This is a genomic window from Bradyrhizobium sp. LLZ17 (genome assembly GCF_041200145.1).
Lineage (GTDB): Bacteria > Pseudomonadota > Alphaproteobacteria > Rhizobiales > Xanthobacteraceae > Bradyrhizobium.
In genome coordinates this window covers 6,466,025-6,483,694 of sequence record NZ_CP165734.1, presented here as the reverse complement: position 1 = coordinate 6,483,694, position 17,670 = coordinate 6,466,025, and the positions used below count along the sequence as shown (strand labels likewise).

Below are 17,670 nucleotides of genomic sequence, written 5' to 3'. Positions count from 1 at the left end.
CCCCGCGGACCAACGCTTCGCCACTGCTTTCGCTGCAAATCGCCCGCAAGAACTGAACAACTATTCAAACCGGAACACAAGACGCAAAAACGCCGACTCTGGCCTTCATTCATTCCATCACCTCCAGCTCCGACACGCCGGCGGTTCCGGCGCTGTCGGCTGCCGCTCGGCTCCGCACCGCAGCAGCCGGGCCTCGCTGCGGCTGCTCGACCTTACGCTACCTGGAGGCGCAAGCAGAGAAAGTTCCCTTTCCGATTTATACAACCTTAACGGGTTCACCGTAGTCCTGCCGGCGTAAATTGGAATTCGCAATGCGCCCCGCAAGCGTGCTTTCTGCGTCACCACCCGCTTCCGACGGCGACTGCCGCCATCAGTTCGATGGACACGGGGAAATCAGCGACGCGATCCACAACGGGCCCGTGGCAGGCGTGCCGGTTGCGCGGTTCGAGCAGCAATCGCCGACGGCAGCCCTGCGTGGAAAAGCGCTTGCACCCGTCGCTCTTGTCGTCTGCTCGATGCTGGCAGGCGCGCTCTACACCTTCGCGATGGGCGAAGACGTCAACTGGGACTGGCAGAACTATCACGAATACAATGTCTGGGCCGTGCTCAACGGCCGTTATCGCCTGGATGTGGTTCCCCCGGGCTTCCAGACTTACTTCAATCCGATCGTCTATTTTCCGGTCTACTATCTCCGCCACTTCGTGCCCTCGCCCTATGGGCTGATGATCATCGGCGCGATCCACGGCCTCAACCTCGCGCTCGTTTGCCTGTTCGCACGCGTGGTGCTGCGTCAGGCCGCAACCGTCGCGGCGATCGCGGCGGCGGTCGTGATCGCAGCCTTTGGTCCGATGACGCTGTCAGAGGTGGGGACGAGCTTTTCCGACGTGCTGCTGGCTTTGCCCGTGATCGGCGGTTTCCTGCTGATCCTGACTGCGGACCGCTTGCCCGCCCGCTACCTGCTGGCCGGCCTCCTGATCGGCGCCGCGATCGGGCTGAAGCTGACCAATATCGTTTACGCGATAGGCGCAGCCGCGGCGCTGCTCGCCGCCACGAATCCGCTCCGGGCCGGTGTGCTTCTTGCGCTGGGCGGGATTGCCGGCGCGGCGCTGACGGGTGGCGAATGGTACCTGATCACATGGCGCGACACCGGCAACCCGATCTTCCCGCTCTTCAATGCGGTGTTCCAGTCCGGGGAAGTGGCGTCGATCAATCTGATGGACGTGCAGTTCATCCCGCCCAGCATCTCGGACGCGCTGGCCTATCCGTTCTATTGGCTGGTCGGCGACCACAGAGGCGCTGAGCATCCTTTCCGCGACGCGCGTTTCGCAGTCGCGACGGTGCTGCTCGTGCTCGGCTTGTTTGCGCGCCTGAAGCGAGGCAGCGCGATCTTCACACGAGGTGACGTTCAGCTCTTCGTGCTCTTTGCAGTCTCCTATCTGGCGTGGCTCGGCCTGTTCTCGATCCAGCGCTATGCGGTGGTTCTCGAACTGCTGTGCGGGCCGCTGATCGTTGTCCTGCTCGTCCGCCTCGGTGCACACCTGCGTCCGGCGTCGCCGGCAACGTCCACGGCTCCGCTCAACGCGACGATGCTGACGGTTGCTATTGGCATTGCGCTGTGGTCGCAGCCGGCGGACTGGTGGCACCGTCCCTGGTCCGAAACCTACCAGCCAAAGATTGCAGACGAGCTCCATCAGCCGGCGACCTATTTCATCCTCGGCAAGCCGCTCGCGTATATCGCGCCGCAGCTTCCGCCGCAGTCGCGCTTTTACCTGCTCGCCGATATCGGCGTGCCCATCGTCCGCGGCGGGATCTTTGACCAGCGCATCCGTGACGGGCTGAAGACTCCCCTGCCCGGCGGTCTCCGCGAATTGCACATGCGCGGCGAGCCGGACCGCACCGCGCTTCTGGATCGCTACGCGCTTGCCATCGATCGCTCCAGGCCCTGCATCACCATCGAGGGCGCCCGTCCCGGCACCATCCTCGAAAGCTGCGCGCTCATGGAGCGGGCCTCGCGTTAGCGTCTGGAGATCGAACCCTGCCGATCACGTTCGCGTCGTCGCGAGCTGCATCGATGCGGCCTCGGCCGTGCGCCAGGCCGCGCAACGGCCGAGGATCAACCCGAAGACGATGAGGATCGCCGGGAATCCGACCGGCTGGCCGAGAAACAGGAATGTCGCGAGCAGCGCGAAGACGAGGACCAGCGCCATCACCTCGTGGCGCGCGAAGCCGTCGTCGAGTCCGGCGCGGATGAGAAAAGCCACCGCGATGCCCAGCACAACCAGATCGTACATGAAGAGATACGGCGTCGTCAGGAGCGTTGCCGCCGCGAGCATCGCGGCCTTCAGCGCGTATGGCAGCCTGCTGCGCCACATCAGGACCAGCACCACCGCAATTGCCGCGGTCAGCACCCACTGGCATATCCACGCGAGCTGCTCGGCGCCGCCGAGATAGCGGACCAGCGCGAAGATGCTTTGCATCTTGAACCAGGGCGCTCTGCCCTCGGTCAGGAAGGCCTGCGAGAACATCGGTATCCAGTGGAAGAAAGCCTGCCAGCTTTCCGTTCCGAACGCGAGCCACGACACCGCGGCGATGGCGGCGGTGACGATTGCGGCGGTGACGAGCACCGTCCATTCGGCAGCCGCGATCAGGACCAGCGGAAACAGCAATCCATATTGCGGCTTGTAGCTCAGAAGGCCCAGGCAGATTCCGGCCAGCACCGGCCGCTTCGGCAACAGATACAGCATGCCGCCGATCAGCGACGCCGTGAGGAAGCCGTTCTGCCCGACCAGGACGTTGATGAAGGCCGCGGGGAAACCGAGCGCAATCACCAGACCGGCGTTGCGGCCGATGATCGCGCGCATCACCGCGAGATAAGGCAGCACGCTGAAGGCGGCCCAGCAGATGAAGGCCACGGCATAGGGAAACCGCGCCAGGAAGGACGCGACGAACAGGAAGGGCGGCGGATAGTGCCAGGCGAAATGGCCGACGAAATCCTGCTGGAGCAGCGCGAGCTCGACCTGCTTCTGGATGTCCCAGTCCCAGGCCTGCGCGGGATGGCCCTCGAGCGCCAATCTTCCGGCGGCCCAGACGTTGACGAAGTCCGTCGGGATTCCGCGTCCATCCGCGCCGAAAATCCACGTGTGAGTGAGATACGCCGTCGGAAAATACGCCAGCGTGACGATCGCCAGCACGAAGGAGACGTTGAGAAGCGTTGCAGGCACTGCGCCGGGATGACCAACAGCAGGCGGGGCGGACGGGGCTTCAGCCATGCGGCTTCCTTTGACGCAGGTACGGCAACGTGGATGCATTCAAGCCATACACCGGAGTGACTTGAAGGAGGCTTAAGCCAGTTGTCGAAGGCCTAAGGACTGCGGATACGACACGCTGATCATCCGACAACGCAAAAGAGCCCCGTCGAGGACGGGGCTCTTTGGATTCCAGGTTCGTACAGCTTACTTGAGGCTGGACGAGATCGAGCCGAACTTGGCGTTGATCGTGGTGCCGAGGTTGTTGACGACGGTGATGATCGCCAGCGCGATGCCGGCAGCGATCAGGCCGTATTCGATGGCCGTGGCGCCGGACTCATCCTTCACGAAACGCGAAACGAGGTTCTTCATAGACTGCTCCAAAAAAACTACACGAGGCTACAACTGGTCTGGTCTTTTGGCTTCCCAGCGCCGCCCGACCATGGAACCGAACCTAGGGACAAAGAATTGCGCCGCAGTTAATTCGGCTGCGGAAATACAGAACGGTTTGCGTGTATTCGGCGATGGTAAACCGAAATTAAAAACGAACGGTTAAATTGCCGGGACATCAACCGGCGCCTCGTCCGCAGCGGTATCCACGTGCGTTGAGCGCGCTCTCGTTGCGCCGATTTACCCGAAGTTATGACCGCCATGGTCCAATGCCGCGCGCTCGGCCGACAGGACCAAGAACAAGACGAGGCGGCATGTCCCTTTCCTTCACCAACGCAATCGCCGTGCAGAGCCGCGCGCGCGCACTGGTCCCGCTGTGCGTGGGCGCGGGCGCCTATCTCTTCTTTCTCTATATCGGTGACACGCTGCTTCAGGATTCCGACTCGTTCTGGCAGATCAAGATCGGGCAGTGGATCCTCGATCACCACGCCGTGCCCTATACCGACTTCTATTCCTTCACGCGGCCCGGCGCGCCCTGGATCTCGACCTCGTGGCTGTCGCAAGTGATGTTCGCGTTCTCTTATGCGCACTGGGACTGGGCCGGGCCTGTGATCCTGACCGCAGTCGCGATTGCCGCGTCGGCCGCAATCTTCGTGCATCTGCTCGATGCGCATCTCGAAATGCCGCGCTCCGTGCTGTTCGCGATGCTGGCGGTCGTGCTCTCGCTGCATCATATTCTAGCGCGGCCGCACATGCTGGCACTGCCCGTGATGATCGCATGGGTCGGCATGCTGATGGCAGCGGCCGATCGCAAAGGCGCGCCGTCCTGGTATTGGCTGCCGCTGATGTCGCTGTGGGCGAACCTGCATGGCGGCTTCGTGCTGGGGCTGGCGCTGATCGGCCCGATGGCGCTCGAGGCGATCTGGACGCTCGAATCCGGCAAGCAGGTCCGGCTGCTCGCGCGCTGGTTCCTGTTCGGCGTCGCGGCGATGCTTGCCGCCTGCGTCACGCCCTATGGCTGGCGCACGCTGCTGGGCGCGACCAACATCCTCAATCTCGGCGAGTTGCTGTCGGTCATCTCCGAATGGATGCCGGCGAATTTCGCCTCGTTCTCCGCGTTCGAAGCCGCGATTCTCGGCCTGATCGCGATTGGCCTGTTTCGCGGCCTGACGCTGTCGCCGCCGCGCATTCTTCTGATTTTGCTTTTCACCTGGATGGGGCTTACGCATGTGAGGAGCATCGAGGCCTTTGCGTTTCTGGTACCGCTGGTGCTGGCCAAGCCGCTGGGCGAGATCTCCGCTGCCGCAGCCTGACGCGCAAGGCACCGAAAGCTGGGCGGCCCGCTATGTCACCCTCACCGGCGCATTGATGATCGCGGCCGCAGCCTGGACCTCGACCTCGATCTACATGTCGCATCATCGCTTCACCTTCACGATGGACCAGACGCCGGTTGCCGCCGTCGACCTGCTCCAGCAACGCAGGGCGCAGCGCATCTTCAACGCCTACCAGTTCGGCGGCTATCTGATCTCGCGCGACATCCCGGTGTTCGCCGACGGCCGCGCCGAGCTCTATGGCGAAAAGTTCGTGATGGACTTCTTCAAGGCGGTCGAGGTCAAGAAGCTCGACAACCTGACGCGGCTGCTCGAAGAGTACAAGATCGACGCCACGCTGATGGTCGCCGACGCCCCGGCCGCGCAGGTGCTGGATCACATCAAGGGCTGGAAGCGGCTTTATGCCGACGACATCGCCGTGATTCACGTGCGGGACAGCGAGCCCGACGCGTCTGCGCCGACGAAGCCATGACGATCGCAGCCAGCGTTCCCGTCGCGCGGCGCCAGCGCAATCTGGCGCCGCTTTGCGTCGCGGCCGCGGCCTATCTGCTGCTGCTGGTCAACGGCGACAGCCTGCTGCACGATCCGGACACGCTCTGGCAGATCAAGGTCGGCCAGTGGATCCTCGATCACCGGGCCGTGCCCTGGACCGACTTCTATTCCTTGACGCACCAGGGCGAGGTCTGGCTCTCGACGTCCTGGCTGTCGCAGGTGCTGTTCGCGACCATCTATTGGTCGTGGGGCTGGGCCGGGCCGGTCGTGCTGACCGCGGCCGCGATCGCGCTGGCGATGGGGCTATTGCTGGCCTTCCTGCAACGGCATCTCGAGCTGCCCTATGCGCTGCTGTTCTGCCTGCTGGCGATGACGCTGGCCGCGCCGCATCTGCTGGCCCGTCCGCACGTGCTGGCGCTGCCGGTGATGGTCGGCTGGAGCGGTGCCTTGATGGCCGCGGCCGATCGCGGCCGCGCGCCCTCCTTCCTGCTGCTGCCGCTGATGGCGCTGTGGGCCAACCTTCACGGCGGCTTCGTGCTCGGGCTCGCCTTGACCGGCGCGATCGGGCTTGAATCGCTCTGGCGCGCGGCACCGTCGCGCCGGCTTGCGCTCGCATGGCGCTGGACTGCATTCGGGCTCGCCGCGCTGGTGGCGAGCTGTTGCACACCCTACGGCGTGGATACCTTGCTGGGGGCCGTCCGCATCCTCAGCCTCGGCAAATCGTTCTCGATCATCGCCGAATGGCGTCCGGCCGATTTCAGTTCGTTCAGCCCGTTCGCGGGCGCGCTGCTCGGGCTGCTCGGCCTCGGGCTGTGGCGCGGCCTCTCGCTGTCGCCGCCGCGCGTGCTGCTGATCCTCGGCGCCACCTGGATGGCGCTGGCGCATGTCCGCAGTATCGAAACGTTTGGCGTGCTCGTCCCTCTGGGGCTGGCGCAGCCGCTGAGCCAGTGGATCAGATCAGCCTCGGATACGCCGCGCGGCATGCGAATGGCTCCTGGCGTCCCGTCGGCGCTGGCCGCGGTGGCGATCGTGCTCGCGACCGCAAGCGCGACCGTGACCTTTGCAGGCCGTCACACCTTCCAATTCTCCATAGTGCAGACGCCGGTTGCGGCGGTGGACGTGCTGGCTGAGCGCAAGGCCGCGCGCATCTTCAATTCCTACGGCTTCGGTGGCTATCTCATCGTGCGCGACTTCAGGCCGTTCGTCGACGGACGATCGGAGCTCTACGGCGAAAAATTCCTGATGGGTTATTTTGCCGCCGAAGACGGGCGCGATGTATCCGGTCTGCTGCGTATGCTCGACGACAACAGGATCGACGCCACGCTGCTCACCACGGACTCACCTGCCGCACAGATCCTGGACAACATCAAGGGATGGAAGCGGATCTATGCCGACAACGTCGCGGTGATCCATGTGCGCGACAATGCGGGCGGCGCGACCGCCGCGACGTCGAAATGAGGACGCAGCTCCGCCGCGCGGAAGGCTGGTCATTCATCTTCGATCACAAAAACAGAAACGTCCCAATCAGCAGGCCCGCCGCGAAAGCGAGAAGCCCCAAAGTGGAGGCTGAAACGATGCGGACGAGGATGCGGACTTGCTCCTCGTATTCCTGTTCTGCGGTCTTGTGGGACTGAGCCGTCATTGCAACTGCCCTGCCATCGCCCAGATCGGGCGAATGTACGCGCGAGATTATGGCCAGCAAGAGGCAGTTTAGCCCCGCCGCGGTGCCCTGTTCGTGATCCCTGCGGCCGATCCTTCGAGACGCCCGCTTTGGCGGGCTCCCCGGGATGAGGGCCGAGTGCGGTTAACTATTTCAGCGGGCCGATGCTGCTCGCTACAGGCTTTCAGCACCGCCTCCACGAGAGCTGTTGTTGATCGTTGCGACCTTCGCGGGCACGAGCGTCGCGAGCGATTGCACGCAAACGCCTCAACAGACTCGTCATTGCGAGCGGAGCGAAGCAATCCAGAACTGCATCCGCGGAGACACTCTGGATTGCTTCGCTGCGCTCGCAATGATGGTGGCTCGGTGGTCAGCGCCAGCAACTCACCATCCGCAAGAAAAAACGCGGCGTTGCCGCCGCGTTTTTTTGATTCGATCTGCCGCTGCTCGATTACGCCTGCGGCTGCGGCTCCAGGCCGGGATCCGGATCGGGCCGCGGGCGCGGCTTGCCGGCCGGCGGCACTGCGGAGGCGCGCGGCGTGGTCGGCTCGAGCACGGACTCGCGGTTCGGCTTCTTGCCCTTGAGCAGGTCGATGATCTCGTCGCCCGAGAGCGTCTCGAATTCGAGCAGGCCCTTGGCGAGCGCTTCGAGATCGGCGCGCTTCTCGGTGAGAATGCGTGTCGCTTCGTTGTAGCCCTCTTCGACGAAACGCCGGATCTCGGTGTCGATCTTCTGGACCGTGGCCTCCGAGGCGTTCTGGGTGCGCGACACCGACATGCCGAGGAAAACCTCGTCCTGGTTTTCGCCATAGGACACGGTGCCGAGTGCCTCGGACAGGCCCCAGCGCGTCACCATCATGCGCGCGAGGCGCGTGGCCTGCTCGATATCGGACGACGCACCGGACGTCACCTTCTCGCGGCCGAAGATCAGCTCTTCGGCGACACGGCCGCCCATCATGATGGCGAGCCGCGAGGTCATCTGCTCGAGCGACATCGAGAGCTTGTCGCGCTCGGGCAGCTGCATGACCATGCCGAGCGCACGGCCGCGCGGAATGATGGTCGCCTTGTGGATCGGGTCGGTCGCGACGACGTTAAGGCCGACGATGGCGTGGCCGCCCTCGTGATAGGCCGTCAGCAGCTTCTCTTCCTCGGTCATGACGAGCGACTTGCGCTCGGCGCCCATCATCACCTTGTCCTTGGCCTCCTCGAACTCGGCCTGCGTCACCATCCGCTTGTTGCGGCGGGCGGCGGTCAGGGCGGCTTCGTTGACCAGGTTCATCAGGTCGGCGCCGGAGAAGCCCGGCGTGCCGCGCGCGATGGTCTTGAGGTTGATATCGGGGGCCAGCGGCACCTTGCGGACGTGAACCTTGAGGATCTGCTCGCGGCCGACGACGTCGGGATTGGGCACCACGACCTGGCGGTCGAAGCGGCCGGGACGCAGCAGCGCGGGATCGAGCACGTCGGGACGGTTGGTCGCGGCGATCAGGATCACGCCCTCGTTCGCCTCGAAGCCGTCCATCTCGACCAGCAACTGGTTCAGCGTCTGCTCGCGCTCGTCATTGCCGCCGCCGAGACCGGCGCCACGGTGACGGCCGACCGCGTCGATTTCGTCGATGAAGATGATGCAGGGCGCATTCTTCTTGGCCTGCTCGAACATGTCGCGCACGCGGGACGCACCGACGCCGACGAACATCTCGACGAAGTCAGAACCGGAAATGGTGAAGAACGGCACGTTGGCTTCGCCGGCGACCGCACGCGCGATCAGCGTCTTGCCGGTGCCGGGAGGGCCCACCAGCAGCACGCCGCGCGGAATGCGGCCGCCGAGGCGCTGGAATTTACCGGGGTCGCGCAGGAATTCGACGATCTCCTGAAGGTCCTGCTTGGCCTCGTCCACGCCGGCGACGTCCTCGAAGGTGACGCGGCCATGCGCTTCCGTCAGCATCTTCGCGCGCGACTTGCCAAAGCCCATCGCCTTGCCGGCGCCGCCCTGCATCTGCCGCGACAGGAAGATCCAGACGCCGATCAGCGCGATAAAGGGCAGCCAGGAGACCAGCAGCGAGACGAACCACGGCACGTTGTCGCCGGGCGGCTTCGCGGTGATCTGGACCTTGCTGTCATAGAGGCGCTTCACCAGCGTCGGATCGTTCGGCGCATAGGTCTGGAAGCTCGAGCCGTTGGTGAAGGTGCCGTGGATATCCGGCCCCTGGATCACGACGTCGCGCACGTTGCCGCGGTCAACCTCGCTCAACAGCTGGGAGAAGGCGATGTCCTGCGAGGAGGCGCGCTGGCCCGGATTCTGGAAGAGCGTGAACAACGCCAGCAGCAGCAAGACAATGATGACCCAGAGGGCGAAATTGCGCAGATTGGCGTTCATCGATCTTCCTTCGTGGTCGCGCGGATCGCGGCCTGGTCCTTGGGCAGTACGAGGAAATCCCCAAGGAATCCTCATCGTTAGACGCATACAATTTAGGTGCCGCCCCGGTCGCTGCCAAGGGAACGAGATGGGACTATTTATCCCATCTTAGCGCGATTCCCGCTGAAATAATGGCGCCGGAAGCCGGGTTTTTCCCGCCTGGTTAAGGTGGCCTGATGGTGCGCGGCCAAATCGGCCGGTGCCATGGTCCGCGGCTCAGCTGCCCTTGCGCCGACGGGCCGGCGCCGGGGCGACGTGGATACGCCCGCCGGCCAGGCTGATCAAGGCCCCCGCAAGGGTCTGCTTCAAGGCCGGCCGGCCATTTGCGGATGAGCGGGGCCCCTCGGCAATGGCCTGATCGAGCGCGGCCAACAGGGTTTCGACCTTGCCGAGTTCCGCCGGTCCCTCATGGCCAAGAGTATTGATGGCCCGCAGCAGCAGCCGCAGCCGGACCTCTTCCGGCACGGCGGCGAAGGCTTTGCCTCGAAACTTCGCGCAGCCGGGCCATGCGGCGCATGGCCGCGATCACGCAAACGGAGGAAGCGCTCGGCGCCATCGGTCAGCACCTCGACCGCCGCATTGGCGCGGGCGAGCCGTGCCGCCAGCCGCACCAGATTGCGGACATCGCCGCCCTCGCTCGCCAGCTGCGGCAACAGCGCGCGCAGCCGCGGCCGCGTGTAGGCGGTGTCGCGGTTGGTGGGATCATCGGCGAAGCCGATCCTGGCCCGCTTCAAGGTCGCGATCAGCTGCGACTTCGGGACATCGAGCAGCGGCCGCGCCAGCGCGATTCCGTCGCGCGTCGTGACGCGCGCCATCGCCGACAGTCCGGCAATGCCGCTGCCGCGCAACAGCCGCATCAACAGGGTCTCGGCCTGGTCGTCGCGGGTATGCGCGGTCAGCACATGGGTCGCACCCGTTGCGCGCGCGGCCTGCGCAAGCAGGCGGTAGCGGGCCTCGCGCGCAGCGGCGGGCAGTCCCGTGTTCGGCTTTGCGCCGCGCCAGCGCAGGGTTCGGTGCGCCAATCCGAGGGCCGCGGCCAGCCGCTTGACCTCGCGCGCCTCGCGCGCCGCCTCCACCCGCAGGCCGTGATCGACGGTGACGACGACGAGCTGCGGGCCGCGGGCGAGGCTGCGCTGCCAGCGCGCCGCGAGCCACATCAGCGCGACCGAATCCGGTCCGCCCGAAACTGCGAGCACCAGCGCGGGCGCGCTTTTGAAATCGGCAAAGAGCCGCTTGGCCTCGCGCGCCGAGATCGGCGCATGGTCGTCGTCTGACATGATGCTGCCCGGCCATCGTCAGCGGAAAGCAGACTGTTTAGCTTAGCGCAGCACGATCCGCCTTGTCAGGATCGAACGCTCCGTCTCAGCACTTGACCCGCTTCTGCTCGCGGTCGACGGCGGCTTTGACGCCGCCGGAGGCGCGCGGATATTTGCGCCCGACCTCGCCGAAGGCGGCGCAGGCGGCCTCCTTCTCCTTCAGCGCCGCAAGCGACTGGCCGAGCCGCAACAGCGCATCCGGCGCCTTGGCCGATTTGTCGTATTTGGTGGTGACGGCGAGGAAGGCTTCCGCCGAGTCGCGATATTGCTGGCGCTGGAAATAGCTCTCGCCGAGCCAGTATTGCGCGTCGCCGAGCAGCGGGTCGCTCGGATATTTCTGCGCGAAATTCTTCATGGTCTGTTCGGCGAGCGCATAGTCCTTGCGCTGCATGTAGCCGATGCCAAGGTCGAACTCGTCGCGCGGCGTTGCCGAGGGCGGCAGGGTCGCCAGTTCGCCGCCAGCGGCAGGCTGCGGATAGCCGGGCTGGGCCAGCGGATAGGCCGGCTGTGCCGGCGCCGCTGCCTGCGGATAGCGGCCGCCAGTGTTGTTCAGATCGAGCGGCTCGCCCGCGCCCCTGCCGCCGGGCGCGCCCGCCGACAGCGGCTGCTGGCCTCCGCCCAGCGCACGCGGCGCACCGGGAGCGTTCGGGGTCTGGCTCGGGTCGAACGCATCGCCGCGGCGGCGCATGCCGGGCGCACCGGGCGCCGGCTGCTCCTGAACGATCGGCGCGGGAGAGCCGATTTGCGGCTGCTCGTAATTCGGCTGGGCGGCCTGCTGCTGGCGATAGGCCGGCGCGATCTGCGCAGGCGGCACGGCTGCGACGTTGGGCTGCGCCGGCGCCTGGCCGGGCGCACCGCCCTCAAGCTGCCGGAGGCGGTCCTCGAGCTGGCGGTTGCGGAATTGCAGCTCTTCGTTCTGGCCGGTGAGCTGGCGCAGCTGGTTTTCCAGCCGCTCGATCCGGATCTCCGGGTCGGCATCGTCCGATTGCGCGAGGACGGGCGAGCCGAGAGCGATCAGCGCGGCGATCGCCACGGTGCCGGTAATGGCCTTAAATCTGGATGACATCTTGCCCTGACGACGAAAGCGAAATGGCCTGCGACGGAACCGTCGACGCGCCACACATTGAAGTGGACTACGCCAAAAATGTGACTGGCACCACGGTGTTTCTGTCACAGATCGCTGAAACGAAACCGGCGCCCGAAAGGGCGCCGGCAAAGCTCGGTGGTCGTGGAACGGCGGTGCCTTAAGAGCTCGCGTTCAGCACGGTGACGGCGCGGCGGTTCTGCGACCAGCAGGAGATGTCGTTACAAACGGCGACCGGCCGCTCCTTGCCGTAGGAGATCGTGCGCATGCGGTTGGCATCGATGCCGCGCGAGGCGAGGAACGAACGCACCGATTGGGCGCGGCGGGCGCCGAGCGCAATGTTGTATTCGCGGGTGCCGCGCTCGTCGGCGTGACCTTCAATGGTGAAGGAGTAGCGCGGATAGGTCTGGAGCCACTGCGCCTGCTTCTCCAGCGTCACGATCGCCTGCGGGGTGAGATCGGTCTGGTCGCTCTCGAAGAACACGCGGTCGCCGACGTTGACCACGAAGTCCTGCTGGCTGCCAGGCGTCGCGGCGCTGGCCATCGCATCGGCACCCAGATTCTTGTTGGCGCAGGCGCCCATCGACAGCGCGATCGCAAGCACCGCAGCCAGCTTTAATCCCTGGAGGATGCGCATAGGATATTTCATTCCGGAGCCTCCACGCTCACGTTAGTCCACTGCCGTCCGGTCTACAGGGGGTTGGTTAAGCGAACGTTCCGTCAACCTTGATGGGATGTTGCCAAAGCCGGTCAAATGCCCCCCACCGGCGAAAAGCAACCGCCATGGTTAATGGGTTGTAAATGTGGCGCAAGGGTGAAGGCAAGCCGTCCAACGGCCGAAAGTGCGGGCTTTGCGGGATTTTCGGCAGTCACGTGCCGGGATCGTGCCTAGCGGGCGGAACCGATTGCCGGCGCCGCCGCATCCGAATTCCGCGGGGTGGCCAGCAACACCGGCCGCGAGGCCGCCTGGCGCGGGCTGCTGCGCTCAAACAACATGCGCCGCTCAAATGCACTGGAGCGCATGATCGGAAAGCGGCTCAGTATCCTCTCCCGAACCTGAGGATACTCCGACGCCATCAGCACCGCCTTCTTCGTCGGCCAGCCCGGAAACGAGCGCGGTTCGCTCAGGGTCTCGCACAAGAATACCCGGCGGTAGAACAGCTGATGATCGGTACGCACCATCGAAAGCCCGACATCGGCATTGAAATGCTCGCAGGCAATGAAGGGGAGCCGCACAGTCAAATATGGCAATTCCGGGAACCGCTGCTGCATTTCGGGATCCGCAACAAATCGACACGGATCGACAAAAACCTCGCCCCGGTCCAGGCGAGGATGCAGGATGTCGCCGAACACCTCGGTGGTGTAGGACGAGCGACATTCGGAGGTCAGAATGTGGATGCGGACGGCACTGCAGAGTTCGTCCTCGACGTAGACACCGAAATTCCAGACGTTGGGCGCGTCATCGAAACGGTCGGTCACCCGCTGTGACTCCGACGCCGGGATCAGTCCCGCCTGCAGGTAGGCCCGATAACGCATCAGGTGGAGGCGATCCTTGTCCTCCGGCGTTTCAATGAGCCGATAGTCGATACGATCGAACAACGCGGCTCCACGTGGGAGAAGCGCGGTCTGCGGTTCGGCCCCGGACTTCATCTGTAATCCTACGCTGCAAGCAACTTCTGCGGGTAGCGCGAGATTAATGGTTCCTTAACGCAATTGCAAAGGCTTAGAAACGTTAGGGTTAACCTTTGCACCCGTAGAAGTGCGGGGACAGCAGAGGCCTTCAGAGATGGACGGAGAAAAGCGTCAAGCGATCGATCGCGATGCGGCGACCATCTGATCCTTGCCCGTGCGATGGCCGTGCGAGGCATTGAGCAACTGACGAATCCGTACGGCCGGAACAGGCCGACTGAACAGATAACCCTGGCCCTCGGTAACCGTCCCGTCGGCACTGATCAGTTCGAGTTGCTCGTTGGTCTCGATGCCCTCGACCACAACCGACATCCCGAGGTCGGCGGACAGCCGCGCCACGCCGCGCAGCAGAGTCAACGGACGGTCCGTGTCGATCCCTTCAAGGAAGGAGCGGTCAATCTTGACCTTCTGCATCGGGAAATTGTGCAGATAGCTGAGGCTGGAATAGCCGGTGCCGAAATCATCCAGCGAGATGTGAACGCCGAGCGCACGCAATTGCGACAGGATGTCATGGGTGAGCTGGGTGTTGCGCAACAGCGAGGACTCGGTGATCTCGATCTCGAGGCGGTGCGCCGGCAGGCCCGAGACTTCGAGCGCATAGCGGATTTCGCTCAGCACGTCGCGCTGGTGGAACTGGTGCGGCGAAAAATTGACGGCGACGCTGACGCCCTCCGGCCACTTCATGCATTCCATGCAGGCCCGGCGGAGGATCCAGCGGCCGAGATCGACGATCAGGCCCATGTCCTCGGCGACCGGGATGATGTCGATCGGCGAGACCGTGCCGCGCACTGGATGGTTCCAGCGCAACAGCGCCTCGCAGGTGGTGATCTTGCCGGACTTCAAATTGACCAGCGGTTGATAGAACAGCTCGAATTCCTCGTTGGCGAGCGCCTTGCGCAGGTCGAGCTCCAGGGTGCGGCGTGCCTCGACGGTCGCCGCCATCTCGTCGCGGAAGAAGCAGAAGGTACCGCGGCCGTCGGCCTTGGCGCGATACAGCGCCATGTCGGCATTCTTGAGCAGCGTATCGGCCCTGACGTCGCCTTCCGGCGAGGTCAGCGCGATACCGATGCTGGCCCCGATCTCGACCAGATGATTATCGATGCGGTAGCGCTCGCTCAGGCGTTCGACGATGCGGCGGGCAAGACTCGCGGCGTCCTCCGGCGAAGCGATGTTCTGCTGGAACACGACGAACTCGTCGCCGCCGAAGCGGGCGACGTAATCCTCCGGCCGCAGCATCTCGCGCAGACGATTGGCGACGGCGCACAGGAGCTGGTCGCCGCAGGGATGTCCCAACGTGTCGTTGACCTGCTTGAACTGGTCGAGGTCGACGAAGAGCAGGGCCGACAGACGTTCCGAATGCCGCGCAACCGCGAGCAACCGCTCGATTTCGTCGCGAAAACTGACGCGGTTAGGCAGTGCAGTGAGATCGTCATAGCGCGCAAGGTGGCTGATCCTGGCCTCGGCATTGCGCCTTTCGGTGACATCCTCAAGCAGCACAACCGCACCGCCGTCGGCCATGGGCTGCACGGTCCATGACAGCGAACGGTTCCTCTCCGTATCGGGATCGGATGTAATGATCTCGTTTGCCTGCGAGGTTTCGATGTCCGCAATAATCGCCTCACCGCTAGCGGCTGAAATCGATCCCGCTTCGACGCACGCGGCGACGATGTCGCGCGCGCTGGTGCTGCCCCGTGCGAGATTGTCAGGCAGGCTCATCATCGCGGCAAAGCGGTGGTTCATCACCGCGAGCTGACCGTCGACGCGAAACATGCACAGCCCATGCGGCATGTTGTTGAGGGCAGTGTCGAACTGACCGGCGAGCGCCGCCTCGCGCTCTCGCGCGATAACGGCTCGCAAGAATATCCTGTGCAGATTGGCGGAGAGCTTCATGACGGACAAAAGAAACGCGGCACACACGACGGACATGGCCACGTAGTAGGGCGTGCCACGCAAAGCCAGCGCGATCACCGCCGGGCCGAATATCAGGGTGGCTTGCAAACGGAATATCGATTGCCTTCCGTAGGCCCTCCCCGCTCCTCCCGCGACGATCCCGGTGGTGACCGAGAGAGCGATCATGTGGGCGGTGGCGTCGTCATTGCTCAACAGCGTTGTGGAACACCATAGGCCGATCACGGTGGCCTGAATGAGCGCTCCCATCTGGTAGCGGTTCTGCCAGCGCGCAGCCTGTTCGACAGTCAGGACTGATCTTCGAATCTGGTACCGGTGCAAATCGAAGGCGCGTATAGCCCCCGCAAGAATGAGAAGCGGAACAAATCCCCAGATCAGCGTCTGTCCCGTCTTCAACGCGGTCAAGGATGCCGACAACGCCGAGAAGACGATGCCGGTCAGCACCGTGCCGGGCGCCTCGAACAAGGAATCGGTCAGCGCCGCCGAGGTCGTCGGCGAAACCTGCTCCTTCTCCGGCTCTACGCTCTGGCTTTCGAACTGCATCTGGGTGTACGCGCATCCTGTCCGAGGCGTACTTTTACCCAGCTCAGGTGAAGTCTTTCTGAGGGAACATCGTTAAAGTCGAGTTGTTCTGAACCACCAACGATCCAAATACATCAACAGAAACAAAGGACTGGGAAAAGTTTGCCGGGCACAACCTGAACGAATGGTTGCCGCGGCAAAACATCTCGCAAACTTTGTCGAAAAACGCGCGTTCGAACCATCGTGCGTCAGGAGCCAAACGTTATTGGCCCGCGGTCGAGGACAGGAGCGGCGACCATGCCGGGTCGGAAGCAAAACCCGGCGTCGGCACCTTCAGCTCGTTGCGGCCCGAGATGTCGACGGAGAACAGCGACGGTCCACTGTTGCCGCCAGGATCGCGGAAGAACATCAGCACGCGCCCGTTCGGCGAGAAGGTCGGGCCTTCGTTGTGAAAGCCCGAGGTGAGCAGCCGCTCGCCCGAGCCGTCCGGCTTCATGACTCCGATCGAGAACTGCCCGCCACCCTGCCTGGTGAAGGCGATGTAATCGCCGCGCGGCGACCACACCGGCGTCGAATAGGTGGCGTTGTTGTCGTCCTTGGAGAAGGAGATGCGCTGCGCCTGTCCGCCGCTGGCCGCCATCACATAGATCTGCGACCTGCCGCCGCGATCGGACTCGAAGCAGATGCGGGCGCCGTCCGGCGAATAAGACGGAGACGTGTCGATCGCCGGCGTGTCGGTGAGGCGCGTGGTCGAGCGCGAGCGCAGATCCATCACGAACAGGTTTGAATTGCCGCCCTGCTGCAAGCTCATGATGACGCGCTGGCCATCGGGCGAGAAGCGCGGCGCAAACGTCATGCCGGGGAAGTTGCCGACGATCTCGCGCTGCCCGGTCTCGATGTTGAAGAGATAGACCTTCGGATCGCCCTGGCCGAACTCCATGTAGGTGATCTCTTGCGAGTTCGGCGAGAAGCGCGGCGTCAGCACGAGGTCGGCGCCGCGGGTCAGATAGCGCACATTGGCGCCGTCCTGGTCCATCATCGCGAGCCGCTTGACGCGGCGCTCCTTCGGGCCGGACTCGTCGACGAACACCACGCGGCTGTCGAAATAGCCCTTCTCGCCGGTCATCCGCTCATAGATCTGGTCGGAGATGATGTGCGCGATGCGGCGCCAATATTCCGGCGACGTGAAATATTGCTGGCCGGTGAGCTGCTGGCCCGACACCACGTCCCACAGGCGGAATTCGGCCTTGAGCCGGCCGTCCGGCTGCCGCGTCATCCGGCCGGTGACCAGCGCCTGTGCGTTGATGGTCTTCCAGTTCTGGAACTGCGGCGCGGCGTCGAAATTGCTGATGCGCTCGATGAAGGCGGCCTGGTCGATCGGTGCAAACAGCCCCGAACGCTTCAGATTGTTGGTGATCACCTGAGTGACCCCGTTGCCGACGTCGGCGTCGGATGGCGAGCCCGGCACGAAGTTGGTGATCGCGATCGGGACCGGCTGAAACTCGGTGGGATCGATGCGGAGGCGCGGCTGAGGCTGCTGGGCGAGAGCACGTCCGCCCCCGAGGATCGCAAGCGTCGACCCGGTCAGGGTCATGAAGCGGCGGCGGTTCATCGATCGGA

General features: G+C 64.3%; 11 protein-coding genes and 2 pseudogenes. 3 read left to right on the top strand and 10 right to left on the bottom strand.

Annotated elements, in window-relative coordinates; genetic code table 11:
- Positions 1-311 precede the first annotated feature (311 nt).
- Entirely contained in the window at positions 312-2,018 is a 1,707-nt protein-coding gene (locus AB8Z38_RS31135) for a hypothetical protein (RefSeq protein WP_369721435.1), read from the top strand.
- Between the two features lie 24 nt (positions 2,019-2,042).
- On the opposite strand, the gene AB8Z38_RS31130 is transcribed toward AB8Z38_RS31135, so the two are convergent.
- Positions 2,043-3,269 (bottom strand): glycosyltransferase family 87 protein, encoded by a 1,227-nt coding sequence (locus tag AB8Z38_RS31130; protein ID WP_369721434.1) that lies wholly within the window; start codon positions 3,267-3,269, stop codon positions 2,043-2,045.
- Between the two features lie 183 nt (positions 3,270-3,452).
- Complete coding sequence (locus AB8Z38_RS31125; protein WP_369721433.1) at positions 3,453-3,617, bottom strand: Flp family type IVb pilin; 165 nt, start codon at positions 3,615-3,617, stop codon at positions 3,453-3,455.
- Between the two features lie 332 nt (positions 3,618-3,949).
- On the opposite strand from AB8Z38_RS31125, the pseudogene AB8Z38_RS31120 reads away from it, so the two are divergent.
- Together AB8Z38_RS31120 and AB8Z38_RS31115 are read left to right on the top strand one after the other, a co-directional pair.
- A pseudogene (locus AB8Z38_RS31120) lies at positions 3,950-5,438 on the top strand (hypothetical protein).
- Complete coding sequence (locus tag AB8Z38_RS31115; RefSeq protein ID WP_369721432.1) at positions 5,435-6,916, top strand: hypothetical protein; 1,482 nt, start codon at positions 5,435-5,437, stop codon at positions 6,914-6,916. The pseudogene AB8Z38_RS31120 and the gene AB8Z38_RS31115 overlap by 4 nt, the downstream one beginning before the upstream one ends.
- 43 nt (positions 6,917-6,959) lie before the next feature.
- Here AB8Z38_RS31115 and AB8Z38_RS31110 read toward each other — a convergent pair whose 3' ends face one another.
- From AB8Z38_RS31110 to tolB, 8 genes and pseudogenes are all read right to left on the bottom strand, one after another.
- Positions 6,960-7,160 (bottom strand): hypothetical protein, encoded by a 201-nt coding sequence (locus AB8Z38_RS31110; protein ID WP_369721431.1) that lies wholly within the window; start codon positions 7,158-7,160, stop codon positions 6,960-6,962.
- A gap of 409 nt (positions 7,161-7,569) precedes the next feature.
- Positions 7,570-9,492: an ATP-dependent zinc metalloprotease FtsH gene (gene ftsH, locus AB8Z38_RS31105; protein ID WP_369721430.1), complete on the bottom strand. Its 1,923-nt coding sequence runs from the start codon at positions 9,490-9,492 to the stop codon at positions 7,570-7,572.
- A gap of 255 nt (positions 9,493-9,747) precedes the next feature.
- Positions 9,748-10,808: pseudogene (gene tilS / locus AB8Z38_RS31100) on the bottom strand (tRNA lysidine(34) synthetase TilS).
- 85 nt (positions 10,809-10,893) lie between these two features.
- Positions 10,894-11,913 (bottom strand): tol-pal system protein YbgF, encoded by a 1,020-nt coding sequence (gene ybgF, locus AB8Z38_RS31095; RefSeq protein WP_369721429.1) that lies wholly within the window; start codon positions 11,911-11,913, stop codon positions 10,894-10,896.
- Between the two features lie 178 nt (positions 11,914-12,091).
- Entirely contained in the window at positions 12,092-12,580 is a 489-nt protein-coding gene (gene pal / locus AB8Z38_RS31090) for a peptidoglycan-associated lipoprotein Pal (RefSeq protein ID WP_369721428.1), read from the bottom strand.
- 239 nt (positions 12,581-12,819) lie between these two features.
- Positions 12,820-13,581: a hypothetical protein gene (locus AB8Z38_RS31085; RefSeq protein ID WP_369721427.1), complete on the bottom strand. Its 762-nt coding sequence runs from the start codon at positions 13,579-13,581 to the stop codon at positions 12,820-12,822.
- A 153-nt stretch (positions 13,582-13,734) separates the two neighbouring features.
- On the bottom strand, positions 13,735-16,071 hold the full coding sequence (locus AB8Z38_RS31080) for a putative bifunctional diguanylate cyclase/phosphodiesterase (RefSeq protein WP_369721426.1): 2,337 nt from the start codon (positions 16,069-16,071) through the stop codon (positions 13,735-13,737).
- Positions 16,072-16,312: 241 nt separating this feature from the next.
- Positions 16,313-17,662 carry a Tol-Pal system beta propeller repeat protein TolB gene (tolB, locus tag AB8Z38_RS31075; protein ID WP_369726651.1) on the bottom strand — a complete coding sequence of 450 codons (1,350 nt, stop codon included), beginning with the start codon at positions 17,660-17,662 and terminating at the stop codon, positions 16,313-16,315.
- Positions 17,663-17,670 lie beyond the last annotated feature (8 nt).

What these genes read in the sequence shown, in the direction of transcription:
- AB8Z38_RS31135 (WP_369721435.1), top strand. Translation starts at nt 312, where the DNA reads ATGCGCCCCGCAAGCGTGCTTTCTGCGTCACCACCCGCTTCCGACGGC.
- AB8Z38_RS31130 (WP_369721434.1), bottom strand. Translation starts at nt 3,269, where the DNA reads ATGGCTGAAGCCCCGTCCGCCCCGCCTGCTGTTGGTCATCCCGGCGCA.
- AB8Z38_RS31125 (WP_369721433.1), bottom strand. Translation starts at nt 3,617, where the DNA reads ATGAAGAACCTCGTTTCGCGTTTCGTGAAGGATGAGTCCGGCGCCACG.
- AB8Z38_RS31115 (WP_369721432.1), top strand. Translation starts at nt 5,435, where the DNA reads ATGACGATCGCAGCCAGCGTTCCCGTCGCGCGGCGCCAGCGCAATCTG.
- ftsH (WP_369721430.1), bottom strand. Translation starts at nt 9,492, where the DNA reads ATGAACGCCAATCTGCGCAATTTCGCCCTCTGGGTCATCATTGTCTTG.
- ybgF (WP_369721429.1), bottom strand. Translation starts at nt 11,913, where the DNA reads ATGTCATCCAGATTTAAGGCCATTACCGGCACCGTGGCGATCGCCGCG.
- pal (WP_369721428.1), bottom strand. Translation starts at nt 12,580, where the DNA reads ATGAAATATCCTATGCGCATCCTCCAGGGATTAAAGCTGGCTGCGGTG.
- AB8Z38_RS31085 (WP_369721427.1), bottom strand. Translation starts at nt 13,581, where the DNA reads ATGAAGTCCGGGGCCGAACCGCAGACCGCGCTTCTCCCACGTGGAGCC.
- AB8Z38_RS31080 (WP_369721426.1), bottom strand. Translation starts at nt 16,071, where the DNA reads ATGCAGTTCGAAAGCCAGAGCGTAGAGCCGGAGAAGGAGCAGGTTTCG.
- tolB (WP_369726651.1), bottom strand. Translation starts at nt 17,662, where the DNA reads ATGAACCGCCGCCGCTTCATGACCCTGACCGGGTCGACGCTTGCGATC.